The 16,477-nt window shown below is 60.8% G+C and carries 11 protein-coding genes; all 11 read right to left on the bottom strand.

Going from position 1 to position 16,477, the window contains the following annotated elements; genetic code table 11:
* Nucleotides 1-14 precede the first annotated feature (14 nt).
* A complete protein-coding gene (locus ACYZT8_RS07845) occupies nt 15-1,085 on the bottom strand; it encodes a class I SAM-dependent methyltransferase (RefSeq protein WP_461980234.1) in 1,071 nt (356 codons plus the stop codon).
* Complete coding sequence (locus ACYZT8_RS07840) at nt 1,075-1,932, bottom strand: NAD-dependent epimerase/dehydratase family protein (protein WP_461980233.1); 858 nt, start codon at nt 1,930-1,932, stop codon at nt 1,075-1,077. Before ACYZT8_RS07840 ends, ACYZT8_RS07845 begins: the two co-directional genes overlap by 11 nt.
* Nucleotides 1,929-3,155 carry a methyltransferase domain-containing protein gene (locus ACYZT8_RS07835; RefSeq protein ID WP_461980232.1) on the bottom strand — a complete coding sequence of 409 codons (1,227 nt, stop codon included), beginning with the start codon at nt 3,153-3,155 and terminating at the stop codon, nt 1,929-1,931. Before ACYZT8_RS07835 ends, ACYZT8_RS07840 begins: the two co-directional genes overlap by 4 nt.
* A complete protein-coding gene (locus ACYZT8_RS07830) occupies nt 3,152-3,712 on the bottom strand; it encodes a dTDP-4-dehydrorhamnose 3,5-epimerase family protein (protein WP_461980231.1) in 561 nt (186 codons plus the stop codon). Before ACYZT8_RS07830 ends, ACYZT8_RS07835 begins: the two co-directional genes overlap by 4 nt.
* The gene (gene rfbG, locus ACYZT8_RS07825) at nt 3,709-4,791 is read right to left on the bottom strand and encodes a CDP-glucose 4,6-dehydratase (RefSeq protein WP_461980230.1); all 1,083 of its coding nucleotides are present in this window, start codon (nt 4,789-4,791) and stop codon (nt 3,709-3,711) included. The genes ACYZT8_RS07830 and rfbG overlap by 4 nt, the downstream gene beginning before the upstream one ends.
* Nucleotides 4,773-5,546 (bottom strand): glucose-1-phosphate cytidylyltransferase, encoded by a 774-nt coding sequence (gene rfbF, locus ACYZT8_RS07820; RefSeq protein WP_438662263.1) that lies wholly within the window; start codon nt 5,544-5,546, stop codon nt 4,773-4,775. Before rfbF ends, rfbG begins: the two co-directional genes overlap by 19 nt.
* 1,176 nt (nt 5,547-6,722) lie before the next feature.
* The gene (locus ACYZT8_RS07815) at nt 6,723-10,295 is read right to left on the bottom strand and encodes a glycosyltransferase (RefSeq protein WP_461980229.1); all 3,573 of its coding nucleotides are present in this window, start codon (nt 10,293-10,295) and stop codon (nt 6,723-6,725) included.
* Between the two features lie 93 nt (nt 10,296-10,388).
* Entirely contained in the window at nt 10,389-11,954 is a 1,566-nt protein-coding gene (locus ACYZT8_RS07810; protein ID WP_461980228.1) for a flagellar hook-associated protein 3, read from the bottom strand.
* A 13-nt stretch (nt 11,955-11,967) separates the two neighbouring features.
* Nucleotides 11,968-14,034 carry a flagellar hook-associated protein FlgK gene (flgK, locus tag ACYZT8_RS07805; protein WP_461980227.1) on the bottom strand — a complete coding sequence of 689 codons (2,067 nt, stop codon included), beginning with the start codon at nt 14,032-14,034 and terminating at the stop codon, nt 11,968-11,970.
* 23 nt (nt 14,035-14,057) lie between these two features.
* On the bottom strand, nt 14,058-15,353 hold the full coding sequence (gene flgJ / locus ACYZT8_RS07800) for a flagellar assembly peptidoglycan hydrolase FlgJ (RefSeq protein WP_461980226.1): 1,296 nt from the start codon (nt 15,351-15,353) through the stop codon (nt 14,058-14,060).
* Between the two features lie 11 nt (nt 15,354-15,364).
* Complete coding sequence (locus ACYZT8_RS07795; protein WP_219097715.1) at nt 15,365-16,453, bottom strand: flagellar basal body P-ring protein FlgI; 1,089 nt, start codon at nt 16,451-16,453, stop codon at nt 15,365-15,367.
* Nucleotides 16,454-16,477: the final 24 nt, after the last annotated feature.

Genomic DNA, 16,477 nt, shown 5'->3' with positions numbered 1-16,477 from the left:
TCTAATCTCAATAGTCACTGGAACGAAGCGCTGTCGACGGCGTGATAGACGTAGCGTCCATCGGTCATCCGCTTGATTTCTTCGAGGTAGTTGGAGTTCATCACAAACAGATTGGCGCCTTCGGGCAACGCGTCCATGGCCTCTTGCGGCGAGGAAACACGTACGCCGCTAAGTGGTAGATACCGGCCCTGTTTGGCCGGGTTGATATCCACCACGCGATCCACCGCCACACCGGCCCGTTGCAGGAACAGCGAATAGATCACGCCTTTGGACGACGCGCCCCAGATCGCCGAACCTTGTTCGGGGGCGGCTTGAATAATCCGCACCGCGCGCTCGAGGCTGCTGGTGAAACCTTGTGGCAACTCAAGGCGCGGCACCGGTTGTTCGGGGGTCAGACGTAAGGTTGCCAGGTCCGCCACGATGTACAGGTATTGGCCACCGAACAGGTGACCGGCCTCGTGCACCGTGCCGAACATCCGGCGCAAGTCATCGAGGCGGAAGTAATTGACGTGCTCGTAGAACAGGTCGAACCAGGCGCGGTGCTCCAGGATCCAGTCGAAGCACGGCACTTCGATGTAGATCTGCCCGCCCTGATTGGCGTCGGCCATTTCGGCGAGGAAGCTCACCGGATCCTGAATGTGTTCCAGTACATGGCGCAGCACAATGGCGTCCGCCGCCAGACCCAGGCCGCGCGTAAACGGCGCCTTGATCACGTCGGCGTTGCTGCCTTCGTAGGCCGGGTCGATGCCGGTGATGGCGTAACCCAGGCTTTTCAGCAGCTCCAGAAAGTAGCCTTTGCCGCAGCCGACTTCGATCAGTTCCTGACCCTTGAAGTGGCGGGCAATGATGCCTTCGACATCGCTCAGGTGTTTCTGGAACTGGCCCGAGTGCGCTTGTTCATTCTGGTAGTCAGCGTCATAGCTGAGCTTGTCGGCATCGAAGGCCTGGTTGAAGATCAACCCGCTCTTTTCGTCCTGCACCAAGACCATGTCGGCGCACGCCGACGCTTTCGCCGACGCAGGGTCGGCAAAGGTGCGGTTCTGCAACACCGGCAGGTCGGCGACCCGATACAACTCATGCCTCATGCTCTGCTCCCAGTAGCTGTTGCAAACGGTCCGCCACGCCCCAGAACGCCATCGGCTCGTGGGTCGGGTATGGGTAGTGACCGAGGTTCAGACGGATCGCTGCGCCACGTTCCCGCAGTCGTTGCTCGACCAACGCCCGAACCGAAACCGGCTGGCCGCTGGAACAATTGATCACGCCGTCGAAATCACGCTGTTGCACGATGGCGGCGAGGTAACCGGCGGCCGTTTCGATGGCCAGGTAATCGCGCAGCTGTTCGCCGGCCGACATGTTGAAACTGTCGTCGCCGGTATCAATCGCCCGGTCCAGCGCCGCGAGCAAACTGTTCGGGTTTTGCCCCTCGCCGTGCAGATAAAACAGCCGTGCCCATTGCAGGGTGAACGGTTGAACCCGCTGCAGATTTTCGAGGAACAGACGCAGGGTATTTTTTGCCAACCCATAAGGATTGCCCGGCTGCGGTGTGGTCTGTTCGCTGAGCGGACCACTCTGCATGCCGTATTCAAAACAGGTGCCGGTGACCAGTACTTGCGAGACGCCCGCCTCGACCGCGCCCTTGATGAACCGGTAATCGGCCATCAGGTTGTGCTCGAAGTGAAACAGCGCCTGATAGTTCGGCAATCCTGGCCAAGCCAGATGTGCCAGTGCGTCGATGCCATCGGTCAGCGCGGCGATGTCGAGTTCGGCGGCGTGAATATCCGCCGCTACGAATTCCACGGCATTGATCCACGGCAAGTTCGCAGCGGTCTCGGCGTTGCGTGCCACGGCGCGGACTTCGCAGCCACGGGCGAGCAAGGCCTCGACCAGATGCCGGCCGACGAACCCGGTCGCCCCGGTGACCAGGACCTTCACAGGACGGTCAACTCAGGCACGGCGATGACAAAGCGGCCGCCCCACTCGCGCACCTGGGCCAGTTGCTGACTGACTTCGTGTAACAGGTTCCACGGCAGCACCAGCACGTAATCGGGTTTTTCCAGATCGATCTGCGCCGGCGAAACAATCGGAATGCGACTGCCCGGCAGGTACTTGCCCTGCTTGTGCGGATTGGCGTCGGCGACCCAGGCCAGCAAGTCCGGTTTGACACCGGCGTAGTTGAGCAAGGTGTTGCCCTTGGCCGCGGCGCCGTAACCGACCACGCGCTTGCCGTCGGCTTTCGCCTGTAACAGGAAACGCAGCAGTTGGTGCTTGATGCGTTCGGCGGCGGGCGCGAGGGTCGCGTAGTACTCGGGGGTTTTCACTCCTGCGGCGAGTTCGGCTTGCAGCTGCCGGGCAACCGCTGGCTGCACGTCGCGGCGCGCGCCGTCGGCACGCTGGACGAAGACTCGCAGCGATCCGCCGTGTGTCGACAACTGACTGACGTCGAACACTTCCAGACCGTTGCGCTCGCACAGCGTTTGCACCGCGGTCAGCGACAGGTAGGAATAATGCTCGTGATACAGCGTGTCGAACTGCTGCCCGGCCATCAGGGTCAGCAACTGCGGAAACTCGAACGTCGCCACGCCGGTCGGCTTGAGCAACGTCGCGAAACCGCCGAGGAAATCATTGATGTCCGGCACATGGGCCAGCACGTTATTGGCCGCCATCAAGTCGGCGGACCAACCGTCGGCGATCAACTGCGAAGCCGTATCGCGGCCGAAAAACAGCTCGCGGATCTCCAAGCCTTTTTCCCGCGCCGCTTGCGCGGTGCTGCGGGTCGGCTCGACGCCCAGGCAAGGGATGCCGCGCCCGGACACGTACTGCAACAGGTAACCGTCATTGGCCGCGATTTCCACCACGCGGCTGTCGCCAGTCAGGCCGAAGCGCTCGACCATCTCGGCCACATACTTGTCGGCATGGGCCAGCCAGGTGCTGGAGAACGAACTGAAGTAGGCATATTCGGCGTCGAACAGGCTGTCGGCGCTGGTGTAATCCTCGGTCTGCACCAGCCAGCACTGCTGACACACCGCAACCTTCAGCGGCACCCATTGCTCGGCTTGTTCCAGCTGATCGGCGCGCACATAAGCGTTGGACGGCGGCGAAGTGCCGAGATCGATCAGCGGCAAGTCCAGAGAAGTCCCGCAACCACGGCAGTTCATACACGTACTCCAGCGAAGTGCTCATCGAGCAAGGGATGGCTGGAATCCCTGGCCGACAGATTATTGACAGGCAACGGCCAGGCAATCGCCAGCCGCGGATCGTTCACACTCAAACCACCCTCATACGCAGGCGTGTAATCCGCGCTGTGCAGGTAGAGCAATTCGGCGTCGTCGGTCAGGGTCTGGAAGCCGTGGGCGAACCCGGCCGGAATCAACAGGCTGCGACCGTCGCCGGCGCGCAGGTGTTCGGCATGCCAGTGCAGGAAGGTCTCGGAGTCGGGGCGCAAATCCACCGCCACATCCCAGACTTCACCGCGCAGGCAGGTGATCAGCTTGGCTTCCGGCGCACTGGCGTTCTGGTAATGCAGACCGCGCACACTGCCGCGTTCGCGTGTGCAGGAATGGTTGATCTGACGGATATGAAACGGCTCGCCAAAGGCGCTGAGACTGCCTTCACAGAACAGCCGCGCAAAGTGCCCGCGCTCATCTTCGAAGCGTTTGTGCTGCACGCTGAACAACCCGGCGAGCGGCAATGGTTTCAACAGAAACTCGCTCACAGCGCGCCTCGGTACAGGTTCAACTGGCTCAGGGTGATGGTGCGCATGTCGTCGCCGTTCTGCCACGCCAGGTGCCAGTCGAGGGTCTGGGTCAGGCACTGCTGCAACGACCAGCGCGGCTGCCAGGCCAACAGTTGACGGGCGCGGCTGCTGTCCAGACGCAACAGACCGGCCTCATGCAATTCACTCGGCTCGATACGCAAACCGCGCGCTTGCGGCCAGCGGCTGGCAAGCAATTCGACGACTTCGCCGACGCTGCACATGTCCGCTTCGCTCGGGCCGAAGTTCCACGCACCGGCAAACTCGGGACCTTTTTCATAGAGGCCGGCGGCCAGTTGCAGGTAACCGGCCAGCGGCTCCAGCGCGTGCTGCCACGGGCGCACAGCTTGCGGGTAGCGCAGGGTCACGGGTTCGTCGGCGGACCAGGCTTTGAGCACATCGGGAATCAATCGCTCCGGCGCAAAATCCCCCCCGCCCAACACGTTGCCGGCACGCGCCGTGGCCAGGGCCAGACCGTGTTCGGCATGCTTTTCAGCCGGGAAGAACGAAGCCGCGTAAGACTGCGCCAGCAACTCGCAGCAGGCTTTGCTGCTGCTGTACGGATCGTGTCCACCAAGGGCTTCGTTTTCACGGTATGGCCACAGCCATTCCTGATTGGCGTAGACCTTGTCGGTGGTCACCAGCACGCAGGCACGCACGCCGCCGACCTGGCGGATCGCTTCGAGCAGATTGAGGGTGCCCATGACGTTGCTGGAGTAAGTCCCCAACGGGTCGCGATAACCTTCGCGCACCAGCGGCTGGGCCGCCAGGTGCAAGACGATTTCCGGCTGGGTCTCGGCGATCAGCTCCAGCAAAGCGCCGAGGTCACGCAGGTCACCGCGCTGATCGTTGATGCCTTCGTGCACCCGCGCCAGCTCGAACAGGCTCGGCTCGGTCGAAGGATCAAGGGAAAACCCGCTCACTTCAGCGCCGAGGCTTTGCAGCCACAACGTCAGCCAACTGCCTTTGAAACCGGTATGGCCGGTCAGCAGAACCCGCTTGCCGCGCCAGAACTCCGGGCTCAGTCCCATTGTTTCCATGGGGCCTCCCCGCTCAGCCACAGTTGCTCAAGGTGGTTTTTGTCGCGCAGGGTGTCCATCGGATGCCAGAAACCGTCGTGCTGGAAGGCTTGCAGTTGCTGTTCACTGGCCAGCGCGGCCAGCGGCTCGGCTTCCCAGGATGTCTGATCGTCGGCGATGTACGGCAGCACTTTGGGCGACAGCACGAAGAAGCCGCCATTGATCCAGCCGCCATCACCGCGCGGCTTCTCAATGAAGCCTTTGACGCTGTCACCGTCGCGCTCCAGGGCGCCGTAACGGCCCGGTGGCTGCACGGCGGTCACGGTTGCGAGTTTGCCGTGGGTCAGGTGGAAGTCTACCAAGGCGCCAATGTTGAGGTCCGAAACGCCGTCGCCGTAGGTGAAGCAGAACGCTTGTTCGCCTTCCAGGTAACGGGCGGCGCGACGCAGGCGGCCACCGGTCATGGTGTCTTCGCCGGTGTCGATCAGGGTCACGCGCCACGGTTCGCTGTAGTTCTGGTGAACGTCCATGCGGTTGTTGCACATGTCGAAGGTGACGTCGGAAGTGTGCAGGAAGTAGTTGGCGAAGAAATCCTTGATCGCGTAGCCCTTGTAGCCAAGGCAAATCACGAAGTCATGGATCCCGTGGGCGGAGTACTGTTTCATAATGTGCCAAAGAATTGGCTTGCCGCCGATTTCGATCATTGGCTTGGGCTTGAGGTGCGACTCTTCGCTGATCCGCGTACCGAGACCACCTGCCAGAATTACTGCCTTCATCGCTGTCCTCTTGCTCTTCGCGCGGCCCTGCCACCCCCGCGAGGGTTGGCGAACCGTCAGATGCACATCATTTGCCCGCAGCCACTGGGGCCTTCACGTGTTTTGAGGTGAAGGTTTTATGGCGATATGCGGGGGACTTGCAGGAAGTGAGCCAATTGTCTGGGGTCGGCGACTGGCGGGGTTTGGAGGGATTTGGGATTTGGGATTTGGGATTTGGGATTTGGGATTTGGGATTTGGGATTTGGGATTTGTGTACATATCCATTGCTGCGGTAACGGCGACTTATGGTTTCGCTCTTACAGCGAGTCCCTTTTTCAAACGCCAAAAAGGAACCAAAAGGCTTCGCCCCGGCGTACGGCGCCTCGCTGAGGCTCCGCGTTCCCTCGCTACGGTGTCCATCAGGGGGCATCGCCTACGGTCTGCTTCGCGACGACCTCCTCTCGATGTGTGCGGCTTCGCCGCACGGCGCTTCGCGCCTAACCCCCTGATGAACACCTACGCTCGGCCTGCCGAAGGGGCGAAAGATCAAGATCAAGATCAACGTCAAAAGCCAAAGCCAAAGCCAAAGCCAAAGCCAAAGCCAAAGCCAAAGCCAAAGCCAAAGCCAAAGCCAAAGCCAAAGTATCCTCACACCTGTAGGTGCGAGCCTGCTCGCGATTGCGGTAGTTCGATCAACATTGACTTGCCTGACACACCGCCATCGCGAGCGGGCTCACTCCCACAGTGTATTGATGTACACCTGCAAGAAATCGGTCGGCTGTCAGGCCGCCTTCGCGGGCAAGCCTCGCTCCTACAAAAAGCAAGCAGAGCATCGTCCGGCTTTTGCTCTTCACCACTCATCAGGCCGAGCGTTAGCTCGCCTTCAGCTTTTGATCTTGATCCACCCGCCCCGTTCGGGAGGCTGAGTGGAGGTGTTCATCCGGGGAGTGGCGCGCAGCGCCGTTCGACGCAGTCGAACACGCTGCATGTAGGTCGTCGCGAAGCAGACCGGAGGGCAGTGTCCCCGGATGGATACCGGAGCGAAGGAACGCCGAGCCCAGGCGAGGGGCCGGACGCTTGGGGCGAGCCTTTTTTTGCTTACTTTTTTTTGGCGTTTGAAAAAAAAGTGAGTCGCCGTAAGGGCGAAACCCTAAGCCGCCGTTACCGCAGAAACGGATATGTACACAGACAAAACAATCAGTCCGGCAACCACCCCCAAAGCCAGTGCTGAAGATTGTCACCGCGCAATATAAAGTCCCGATGCACCGCCTCACGCAACTGATCCCCCATGCGATAGCTGGCATCCGGATCAGCCAAATGCATACGAATCGCCTGCAACCACTCCTCAGTACTGTTACTCAGCACCTTGGTGCAAGGCAGGAACCCGTCATAAGCACGGGTATCAGTACAAATAACCGGATACCCGCAAGCGCCATATTCCAGCAACCGCAGATTACTTTTGCAGTCGTTGAAGATATGAAACTCCAACGGCGCCAACGCCAAATCAAGATTCAGGCTCGCCAGTTTGTACGGGTAACTCTGCAAATCGATGGTGCCATAGAACTCATGAACGTACGGGCGCAAGGCGTCCGGGCACATGCCGAAGAAGACCCAATCCACCTCATTGGCCAACTCGCGAACCACATCGGCAATGATTTCCAGGTCGCCGGTGTGACTGGTGCCACCGCCCCAGCCAACCCGTGGTTTTTTCGAGGTACGGCGCTGGCTGCTCAGCGTCAACCACGGGTCCGGCGGGAGCATGTTGGGCACCACGCGAATCTCGCTGTGCATGCTCGACAACACATCGGCCAACGACTGAGTGGTCACCACCACGCGGTCGCACTGGGCAATGCCCTCTCGCAACAACTGCTCGGTGTTGGTCGGCTTGTTGCGGGCGTGGCTGTTCTTTTTCGGCGTGCTGACAATGTAGTCGTCCAGCTCGAAAATCCGCAGGGCATTGGAGTACTTCTTCATACGCAGAATGTCGGCCGCCGAGCCTTCGCCGTAGCGCCCCTGCAAGATAATGGCGTCAGGCGACAAGCGCTCGATTTCCACGGTCGACGGAGACTCGTAAGCCACACGCGAAATGACCCGCCCGGCCGCCTCAAGCTCAGCCAAAGGCGCAGTCACACGGTAATGCCCGATCGCCGACTCGTTGACCGGCAACCCGAGAATCAACGGGAGATCGCGATGGCAGAACGGGTTCCAGTTGTTGCGCAGCGAAGGCTCCAGACTGAAGCTCGAAATACCGAGCGTCAGCGCCGGATTGTAGGCCGGATCATGGGAGATTTTCGGCAACCACTTCTTGTAGAAGGTTTCCTGCTCAAGCGCCTGCGCAGGCACATTGTCCTGGGACGCTGCTGGCGATGTGTTTTCACCCATCACCACACTCGCGAAAGGCGTCCAGACGATCAGATAGCCGTTTTTATCTGCCTTGAGGCACAGATCAGCAGCACCGAGTTCCAGACTGAACGCGGCGTCATCCAACTGACCCACGCTGTCGAATACTTCTTTGCGCACCATCAGGCAATCACTGCTGACAGCGCTCCAGTTCTGCACCACTTGCAGACGCTGCATGTAGCCGCGAGCACTGGCATGCTCGCCGAAAAACGGCGAACTGGCAGGCCCGGCCAGCCCCAGAATCAAACCGGCAGAGACAATCGCACCGTTGGCACTCAGCAGGCGTGCGCCCACTACGCCGACTTCCGGACGCTGAGCGTGGTTGAGCAGTTCGGCGAGCCAGTCGCCAGCGCAGATCACGCTGCGTGGGCTAAGCGTCAACAAGTACTCGCCACGCGCATGGCTGGCGGCGAAGTTGACGATGGCCGCCTCGCCGGTACGCCCGTCAAAATGCAGCACTCGCAGCATGGCGGCGCCCAGCTGAGACATCGCGCCCAGCCACTCGGCCATCGCCGAATCGCCACGCCCTTCATCCACAATCAGGATTTCGTATTCGGTGTACGAGGTCTGTTCGATCAGGCTTTCGGTGCAGCGCTGCAAGGCCGCCAACGAGGTGCCCGCCGCAATGATGATCGAGACCACAGGCCGGTGAGCGTGCAGGTAATCGATGCGCTTGAGCAGCGGCAACTCGCAGTCGCGAATCCTGTGTTCGAGACCGATACGGGTCAGGTGCGCGCTGACCAGCGCCTCGCTACCCTCGATCACCTCAGGCAACGACAGCCAATCGGCGAAGGTCTGAGTCGACTCCACCTGAATCTCGGCAATGTGCTCAATGGTTTGCAACCCGGCCTCTTCTACCAGCCGCCAGAGCAAATCGTGCGGCGCCAATTCGCCGTGAAGCGAATCAAAACCGCCCACCGCCAAAAAGCGCTCGCGCTCAAAGGCCAGGGTGCGCCCGACGTAAGGATAGGAACGCATGAGGTCGAGATTGAAGCCTGGCTTGAACACCGGATCGGCGGACTCACCCTCCAGCAGCGCACCCTCATCGCTGTAAGCGCAGAGCATGCCGGGGGTGCCGGCAATGCGCTCCGCCAACACCAGCAGAGACGACTCACGCAACGTGTCACCCGCACGCAGCAAATAGAACCAATGCGCGCCTTCAAGCGCAGGCACTACGGCATTGAGCTGGTGCGACCAGTTTTCCTCAAGCGGCAACTGCAACACGTTATCGGCAACATCGCAGTCACCGTTCGACAGCACCACCACCGCTTGCGGTGCGTACAGTTGAGTGGCGAGGCTGGCCAGCGTGGCGTTCAGGGCGACAGTGTCAGACTCGGTGTCGATGATGATCGGCACCAGGTTAGGACGCACGGCCCAGCGGCTGATCGTTTCCGGCATGTGCCGCGTTTCCGCCGAAGTGAAATGACGACTCGCCAGCCACTCTCGGTAGAAATCGGCATAGCTGTCGCTCTGCCCACCGACTCGGCCGTTGACCACGGTGTTGCGGCCGCCCAGTACGCGCACCACGCACAATTCTTCCCACTGACGAGGCTCATCAGCCGCCTTGTTCAAATCAACCGTGCGCACCCAACCCGAGGCCGGAGCCGACTCCCCTCCCCGCGTGGTGAGCATCTGAGTCAACCATTCCAGTTCCTGCGCGGCGGCGCGGACCATTTCCGGCGTTTTGCTCAGACGTTCCGGGTACATACGTTCGGTGCTCAGCACCGTATTCAGCACCGCCATGTTGCCGCGTCGAAGCAGGCACACGAATAAAGCGAAATCGAGCATCGCGACAAAGCCGCAATCTTCCTGAACCAGCGCAGGCAAGAGCTCCAGCACATCGGCACGGCGCATCAGGGTCGAGCTGAGGTTGCCAATGAAATTCCTTGGCGTGCCCTCGAAAATAGCCAACATGTCATCGCCCTTGAGCAATGCATCGCCAGGCGAGAAAAGGCAGTTTTCGAGTCGTGGCGGCAGGATGAAGTTCCCGGCATCGCTGAACATGCGCAGGCCGCAAACCAGCGTGACCTCGGGATGATCGATCAGCGCCCGGGCCTGCACCTCGATGCTCGGCGCAAACAGGCGATCGTCGTCGCACAGCACTTTGATGAACTCGCCCTTGGCTTCCTTGACACAGCGCAGTACGTTTTTTTGCAAGCCCAGGCGCTTCGGGTTACGCAGGTAACGAACGGGGTGCACAGGGTCGGCAAACGACTGGACGATGTCGCGAATCTCGTCGGTGGACGAATCGTCACAGATGACGATCTCGACGTTCTCATAGGTTTGAGCGAGCGAACTTTCCAGCGCCTGACTGAAGAAGCGCGGGTTGAAGGCGGGGATGACGATACTGACTAGAGGGTGTTGATTCACGGCGAAACTCTCGAGCGGCGAACCCCTGCCCTTTCGGGCAGAGGCTTCGGAACCGCTTAGGAAAAGACGGTTGGCAGCTCGACAGGCACAGCCTCAGATCTTGTTGAACAAGCCCAACTGAGCAATCTTGCTGAAGGCCAGTTGCGACGCTTGCAACATGGTTGTTTGCAACGTCAGGCGAGTCATCACTTCGGCCGGATCGGAATCGCGGATCGACGACTGCGTCTGGGCGTTGGCCAGGACCAGGCTCTGGTTGGTTTCGTTCTGGGTATCCAGGGCTGAACCGCGACCACCCACCGAACTCAACGCACTGGACAACTGATCGCTGCCGCTCGCCAGGTTGCCGAGGCCCGAGGCCAGCGAAGCTTGCAGCTTCTGGTTCAGGATCGGGTTGTTATTGGTTGGCGTATTCAGCGCGGTTTTCAGCTGGCTCACGGTGTCCAGAATGTTCTGGGTTTCGTGAGTGTTGACGGCCACGTTGAACTGATCGCCTGCCCCCGGTGTACCGGTCAGGTTGAAGCTCACGCCCGAAGCGGTCGCAACGCCGGCCACCACGGTGCCGGAAGAGACCGGTTTGCTATCGGCCGTCAGCGGTGCTGCGTACAAATCGAATGCGGTGGCACTGGTGAATTTCATCACCGCCGAACCGGTCGGGAAACTGGCGTGGTAAGCCACCGGGTTGGTAATGCTGCTGCCGGTGACTTGAGTCGCCGTCGGGTTGCCCGGGCTGCGGGTCGCGGTAAAGGTGTCAGGCTTGGCTGCCAGGGTAAAGCTGTGGCCCGGCAGCACGGTGGCGGCGGTATCGCCGGCCGCCAGATTGATGTTCAGGTTCAGTTCGACACCGCGGAACGACACGTTCTGGCCCGCTTTGGTGGCCGGGTTGAAAACACCGCCCTGACTGGCTTCAGCGGTCACGTCGTTACCACCCGAATCGGTGATTTTCAACTGAGTGCCGCTGACGAAATCGATGGTGTACGGCTCGCCTGCACGGAACTTGCTGTTGTAGGTCACGCTCGACGATACCTGACCATTGGACAGCACCACCCGACCATCATCCACCGCCGGTGCGGTCAGGGTGACCTGGCTGCGACTGGTGTTGATGGCCTGCTGGAACACTGCCCAACCGGTGCTGTTGGTCGCCATCGACATGGTGTCGCCGACCGCCAGGTCGAGGGTCACCTGATCACCGTTGTAGCTGTAGGTGCCATCGGCGTTGCGCGTGAACGGCACGGTATCGCCCTTGGAACCGGCAAAGATGTACTTGCCGTTCTCGTCCTGGCTGTTCATCAGGCTCAACAACTGCTCTTCGATCTGTCCCAGCTCCAAAGCGTTGGCCTGACGGTCGGCGTCGGTGTAACCGGCGTTGCCGGCACCGACCGCCAGTTCCTGGGCGCGCTGCAGTACGTTAGTGATGCTGGTCATCACCGACTCGGTCTGACCCAGGGTCGCCTTGAGGGTGTTGGTGTTCGCCTTGTACTGATCGAGCATCGATGCCTGCTGACCCAATTGCAGCAGGCGCGAGGCGCCGACCGGATCATCGGCCGCGGTGTTGACGCGAACCAGGCTGCTGGACTCTTCGGTGCTTTTGACCGCGTTGGCGAAGTTCTTCTGATAGTTCGCGGCAGAGGACTCGTAAAACTGGCTGGTAGAAATGCGCATGGACTACGACTCCTTAAAGACTGTTGATCAGTGTGCTGAAGATTTCCTGCGCAGCCTTGATGATCTGCGAAGAGGCGGTGTAGTACTGCTGATATTTGACCAGGTTGCCGGTTTCCTCATCGAGGTTGACATCGGACAACGAGTCGCGAGCACCTTTGGCGTTAGCCAGGATGGCGCCGGTTGCGGCGCTGTCGAGCTTGCCCTGAGCGGCTTTGGCGCCCACACCCTCGACCAGTTTGCCGTAGGCATCGGTCAGGGAAATGCCTTTGCTGGCGCTCCCGGTGTCCACGACCTGCTTGGTCTGCAAGCCGGCCAGTGCGGTGCCATTGCGGTTGTCCATCGTGCCTGGCTGCGCAACGTTGATGTCGATCGCGCTACCAGTGCCCGGCGAGCCGGCCACGGTCATGTCGAAGGTCGCGGTGCGCTGCACGGCCGGCGGCCCCGGATCCATGATCGGCGCACCCGTGGCATCCTTGAGCGGTATGCTCAGGCTCAGGGTGTTGTTCTGGTTTGGCTTGATGGTGCCGGTGCTGATCTGCACACCTTTGGCATCCAGCAATTGGTAAGTCTGGCTGGTGCCGTCGGCCGATGGCGAACCGAAAACCACTTTGACCGGCGTCGAATTCTTGATGCCATTCTGGATCGCCGTGGTGGTGGCGGCATCGTAAATATCAAACTTCGTGGTCAGGGTCGGTTGACCGCTGGACGAGATGGTCAAGGTCCCGCTGCCGCCCGGCACAATGGCCGCACTCAAGGGTGCAGCGATGGCCAGACGTTTGCTGTCGGTCATCTCGGTCTTGATACTCTCCGCCGCGTTGCGGGTCGGGGTGATCTTGAACGTGTCACCCGCAGCGGCAGTGCCGCCGGTAAGCTTCAACGAGAAACCATCGATCACCGGCGGCGGCGTGGTCAGGGTGCTGAAAGCGCCCATGGACGTGCCATCCGGCAGACGCTGCACGGTGTAGTTGGTGCCGCTGGTGAAGGTGACCTTGTAGTCGTTGATGGTCAGCTTGCCGCTGTCCGCGATGGTCACATCGAAGTCGCCGGAACCGGCGCTGTTGCCCACGGTGGCAATACTGCGGTTGGCGATCTGCGCGGCACTGTTGATGCTGTTGAACAAGTTCGAGCCGAACGCACCGTTCTTGTCGATGCCCTGAGCCTGGAGGCTGTTCATCTGATCGGCGACCACCAGGGCCACACGGCCCAGTTCGTTCATGGCCGGGTCCAGCACGGTGCTGCGATAACGCAGCAGGCCGCCCATTTCACCGCCGGTCATCACCGAGGTGATTTCGATGGTGCTGCCGCCGGATTTGAGCTGAATGCCCATGCGCGAAGGATCGTTCTGGCTCGGTACCACGGACAGGGTGCTGGCGGTGCCGCCCATGACCAGCGGCTGGCCGCTGCCCAGGTAAATATCGAGGTTACCGTCGCGCTCGACGACCTGCGCACCGGTGAAGGTGGAGAGCTGACGCACGGTTTCGTTACGCGCATCGAGCAGCTCGTTCGGCATGCCGCCGGACTTGGAAACTTCGGAAATCTTCTGGTTCAACTGCGCCACGGTGGCGGCGAGTTTGTTGACCTGATCGGCCATGTTCGTCAGGTTGCCGTTGATGCTCGCGTTCTGCTGGGTCAACTGGCTGGACACTGAGTTGAAACGATTGCTCAAGGCCTGGGCATCGCTGAGCAACAGCTGGCGCGATGCGTCGTCACCCGGCTTGGCGTTGACGTTCTGCACCGAGGCGAAGAACTTGGTCAGGGCGCCATTGAGGCCGGTGCCGCTGTCCGAGAGCAAGGCGTCGAGCGGGCTGACCTGCCCGGCGTACGCGGCCGCATCGCTGTTGAGCGACGTGGTGGTCTGCAATTGCGCATCGAGGTAGCTGTTGTAGACGCGGCGCACATCGGCCAGGGTCGTACCGCTGCCGATGTAGACATTGCCGAACTGATTCGAGGCTTTGGTACTCTGCACGGTTTGCTGGCGTGAGTAACCGGCGGTGTCGGCGTTGGCAATGTTATTGCCGGTAGTCATCAACGAGGATTGGCCAGCGGCCAGACCCGACATCCCGATATTGAGCAAACTCATGGTTCAGACCTTATGCCTTGTGCCTATAGAGGCGTAGTGGAAGCGCCCGCCGCAGCGTAGTTTTGGTAACTCGTCATCTGCTTGGCTATCTGCGAAATCTTGCTTGCGTAGGCCGGGTCTGTTGCATACCCGGCTTTCTGCAGCTCGCGTACAAACTGTTCTGGGTTATCGGCAGACTTCAGAACATCTTGATAGCGATTATTGGTTTGCAGCAAAGTCACCAGGTCATGGAAGCTGTCTTTATACGAGTCGTAGGAGCGGAACTCGGCCGTCTCCTTGACCATCTCGCCATTCCTGAATTCGCTGGTGATCGCTCGCGCCGATTCACCCTTCCAACTGCTGCTCGCCTTGATGCCAAACAGGTTGTGGCTACTGCTGCCATCCTGGGCGCGCATGACCGATTTACCCCAACCGGTTTCCAGGGCGGCCTGGGCCACCAGGTACCGCGGATCGACGCCGATACGGTCGGCGGCTTCCTTGGCCATCGGCAGCATGGTGTTGACGAACTCGTCGGCGGAGCTGAAGGCTTTCTTCGGCGGTGCCAGTGGAATCTGCGCCATCGCCCGACCGTAAACCTGCAAGCGTCCGCTCGACTTGTTATCGGTTGGCGAAGGCAGCCAGTCACCATTGAACAGCGGCCCGGCACCGGTCACTACCGGCGTCGCGGCGCGTTCAGGCAGCAAGGTTTTGTTCGGGTTTGTCGCTGCGGTCGTTGCCGAAGGCACCAGACCGGCGAGCAAGCGATCGGCCAGTTTCGGCGGCAAGGCCAGCCGGCGCTGATTGATCAGCTCCATGTCATTGTGATGCGTGCCCTCGCCTGTCGGCGCTTTTACCGAACGCGACGCCCACAACGGACGCTGGCCATTGAGCCGCGACAGCGGACCGTCGGTGGCCACAGTACCCGCGGCAATCGGCGTCGGCACCGCAGCTTTCGCCGCTTCCTGCTTGGCGGCGGACAAGGCCGCAGCCTCGCCCGGCGCCAGCGGTTTGTTCTTCGACATCTGGCGCATCAGCACGTCCGCCAGACCAATACCGCCGCCTTCGCGGGACATGGAAACAGCCAACTGCTGGTCGTACATTTCCTGGTATTGCTTGGCCGCCGGGGTGTTGAGCGGGTTGTCCTTACCCAGCGCTTCGGTGGCCGAGCGCATGGACTTGAGCATTTCACCGAGGAACAGCGACTCGAATTCCTGCGCAACCTTGCGCATGTTCGCGTCACTGTCCTTGTCGCCGACCTTGAGCTGGTTCAAACGATTCAAGTCCGAATAGGAGCCCGAATCGTTGCTACTGACACCCAGACCGCCCTTGCGCATATCCATGGTCGCCGTCCTCAGATCACGATCAGGTCGGCTTGCAACGCGCCGGCCTGTTTCAGTGCTTCGAGGATCGCCATCAAGTCACCCGGTGCCGCGCCGACCTGGTTCACCGCACGCACGATTTCATCGAGGGTGGTGCCCGGGCCGAACTTGAACATTGGCTTGGCTTCTTGCTGAGCGTTAACCCGCGAGCGCGGCACGACGGCGGTCTGACCATTAGACAGAGGGCCGGGCTGGCTGACGATCGGGTCTTCGGTGATGGTTACTGTGAGGCTGCCGTGAGTCACGGCTGCCGGGGAAACCTTGACGTTCTGACCGATCACGATGGTGCCGGTGCGCGAGTTGATGATGACTTTCGCCACCGCCTGACCCGGGTCGACTTCAAGGTTCTCGAGGATCGACAAATAGTCGACGCGCTGACTTGGATCGAGCGGCGCGCTGACCCGAATCGAGCCGCCGTCGATGGCCTGGGCAACGCCAGGGCCGAGCATGTCGTTGATCTTGTCGACGATGCGCTTGGCGGTGGTGAAGTCCGAACGATTGAGGTTCAGGGTCAGGCTGTTGCCCTGGTTGAAACCGCTCGGCACCGAACGCTCCACCGATGCACCACCGGGGATACGACCCGCCGACGGAACGTTGACGGTGATCTTCGAACCGTCGCGACCTTCAGCATCAAAACCGCCGACCACCAGGTTGCCCTGGGCAATCGCGTAGACGTTGCCGTCGATACCTTTAAGTGGCGTCAGCAGCAAGGTGCCGCCGCGCAGGCTCTTGGAGTTACCGATCGAAGCAACAGTGATGTCGACCTGTTGACCTGGCTTGGCGAACGCCGGCAGATCAGCACTGATCGACACGGCGGCGACGTTCTTCAGCTGCACGTTGCCCGAACCCGGCGGCACCTTGATGCCGAACTGCGAGAGCATGTTGTTGAAGGTCTGCAGGGTGAACGGGGTTTGCGTCGTCTGGTCGCCGGTGCCGTTAAGCCCGACCACCAGGCCGTAGCCGATCAATTGGTTGGAACGCACGCCGGAAATACTGGCGATATCCTTCAGCCGCTCGGCTTGCGCGTTGAACGCAGCGGACAGCATCAGGGCGGCCACCATCAGGTGTTTAAGATTCAACGTAGC

The organism is Pseudomonas sp. LB3P93 (assembly GCF_054898025.1).
The sequence above is the reverse complement of the archived record's forward strand: the minus strand, read 5'-3'. Positions and strand labels throughout refer to the sequence as shown.

Bases quoted from the DNA above. Each gene is read 5' to 3' on its own strand.
- ACYZT8_RS07810 (WP_461980228.1), bottom strand. From the start codon at position 11,954: ATGCGCATTTCTACCAGCCAGTTTTACGAGTCCTCTGCCGCGAACTAT.
- flgK (WP_461980227.1), bottom strand. From the start codon at position 14,034: ATGAGTTTGCTCAATATCGGGATGTCGGGTCTGGCCGCTGGCCAATCC.
- ACYZT8_RS07845 (WP_461980234.1), bottom strand. From the start codon at position 1,085: ATGAGGCATGAGTTGTATCGGGTCGCCGACCTGCCGGTGTTGCAGAAC.
- ACYZT8_RS07795 (WP_219097715.1), bottom strand. From the start codon at position 16,453: ATGGTGGCCGCCCTGATGCTGTCCGCTGCGTTCAACGCGCAAGCCGAG.
- flgJ (WP_461980226.1), bottom strand. From the start codon at position 15,353: ATGGATATGCGCAAGGGCGGTCTGGGTGTCAGTAGCAACGATTCGGGC.
- rfbG (WP_461980230.1), bottom strand. From the start codon at position 4,791: ATGGAAACAATGGGACTGAGCCCGGAGTTCTGGCGCGGCAAGCGGGTT.
- rfbF (WP_438662263.1), bottom strand. From the start codon at position 5,546: ATGAAGGCAGTAATTCTGGCAGGTGGTCTCGGTACGCGGATCAGCGAA.
- ACYZT8_RS07835 (WP_461980232.1), bottom strand. From the start codon at position 3,155: ATGAACTGCCGTGGTTGCGGGACTTCTCTGGACTTGCCGCTGATCGAT.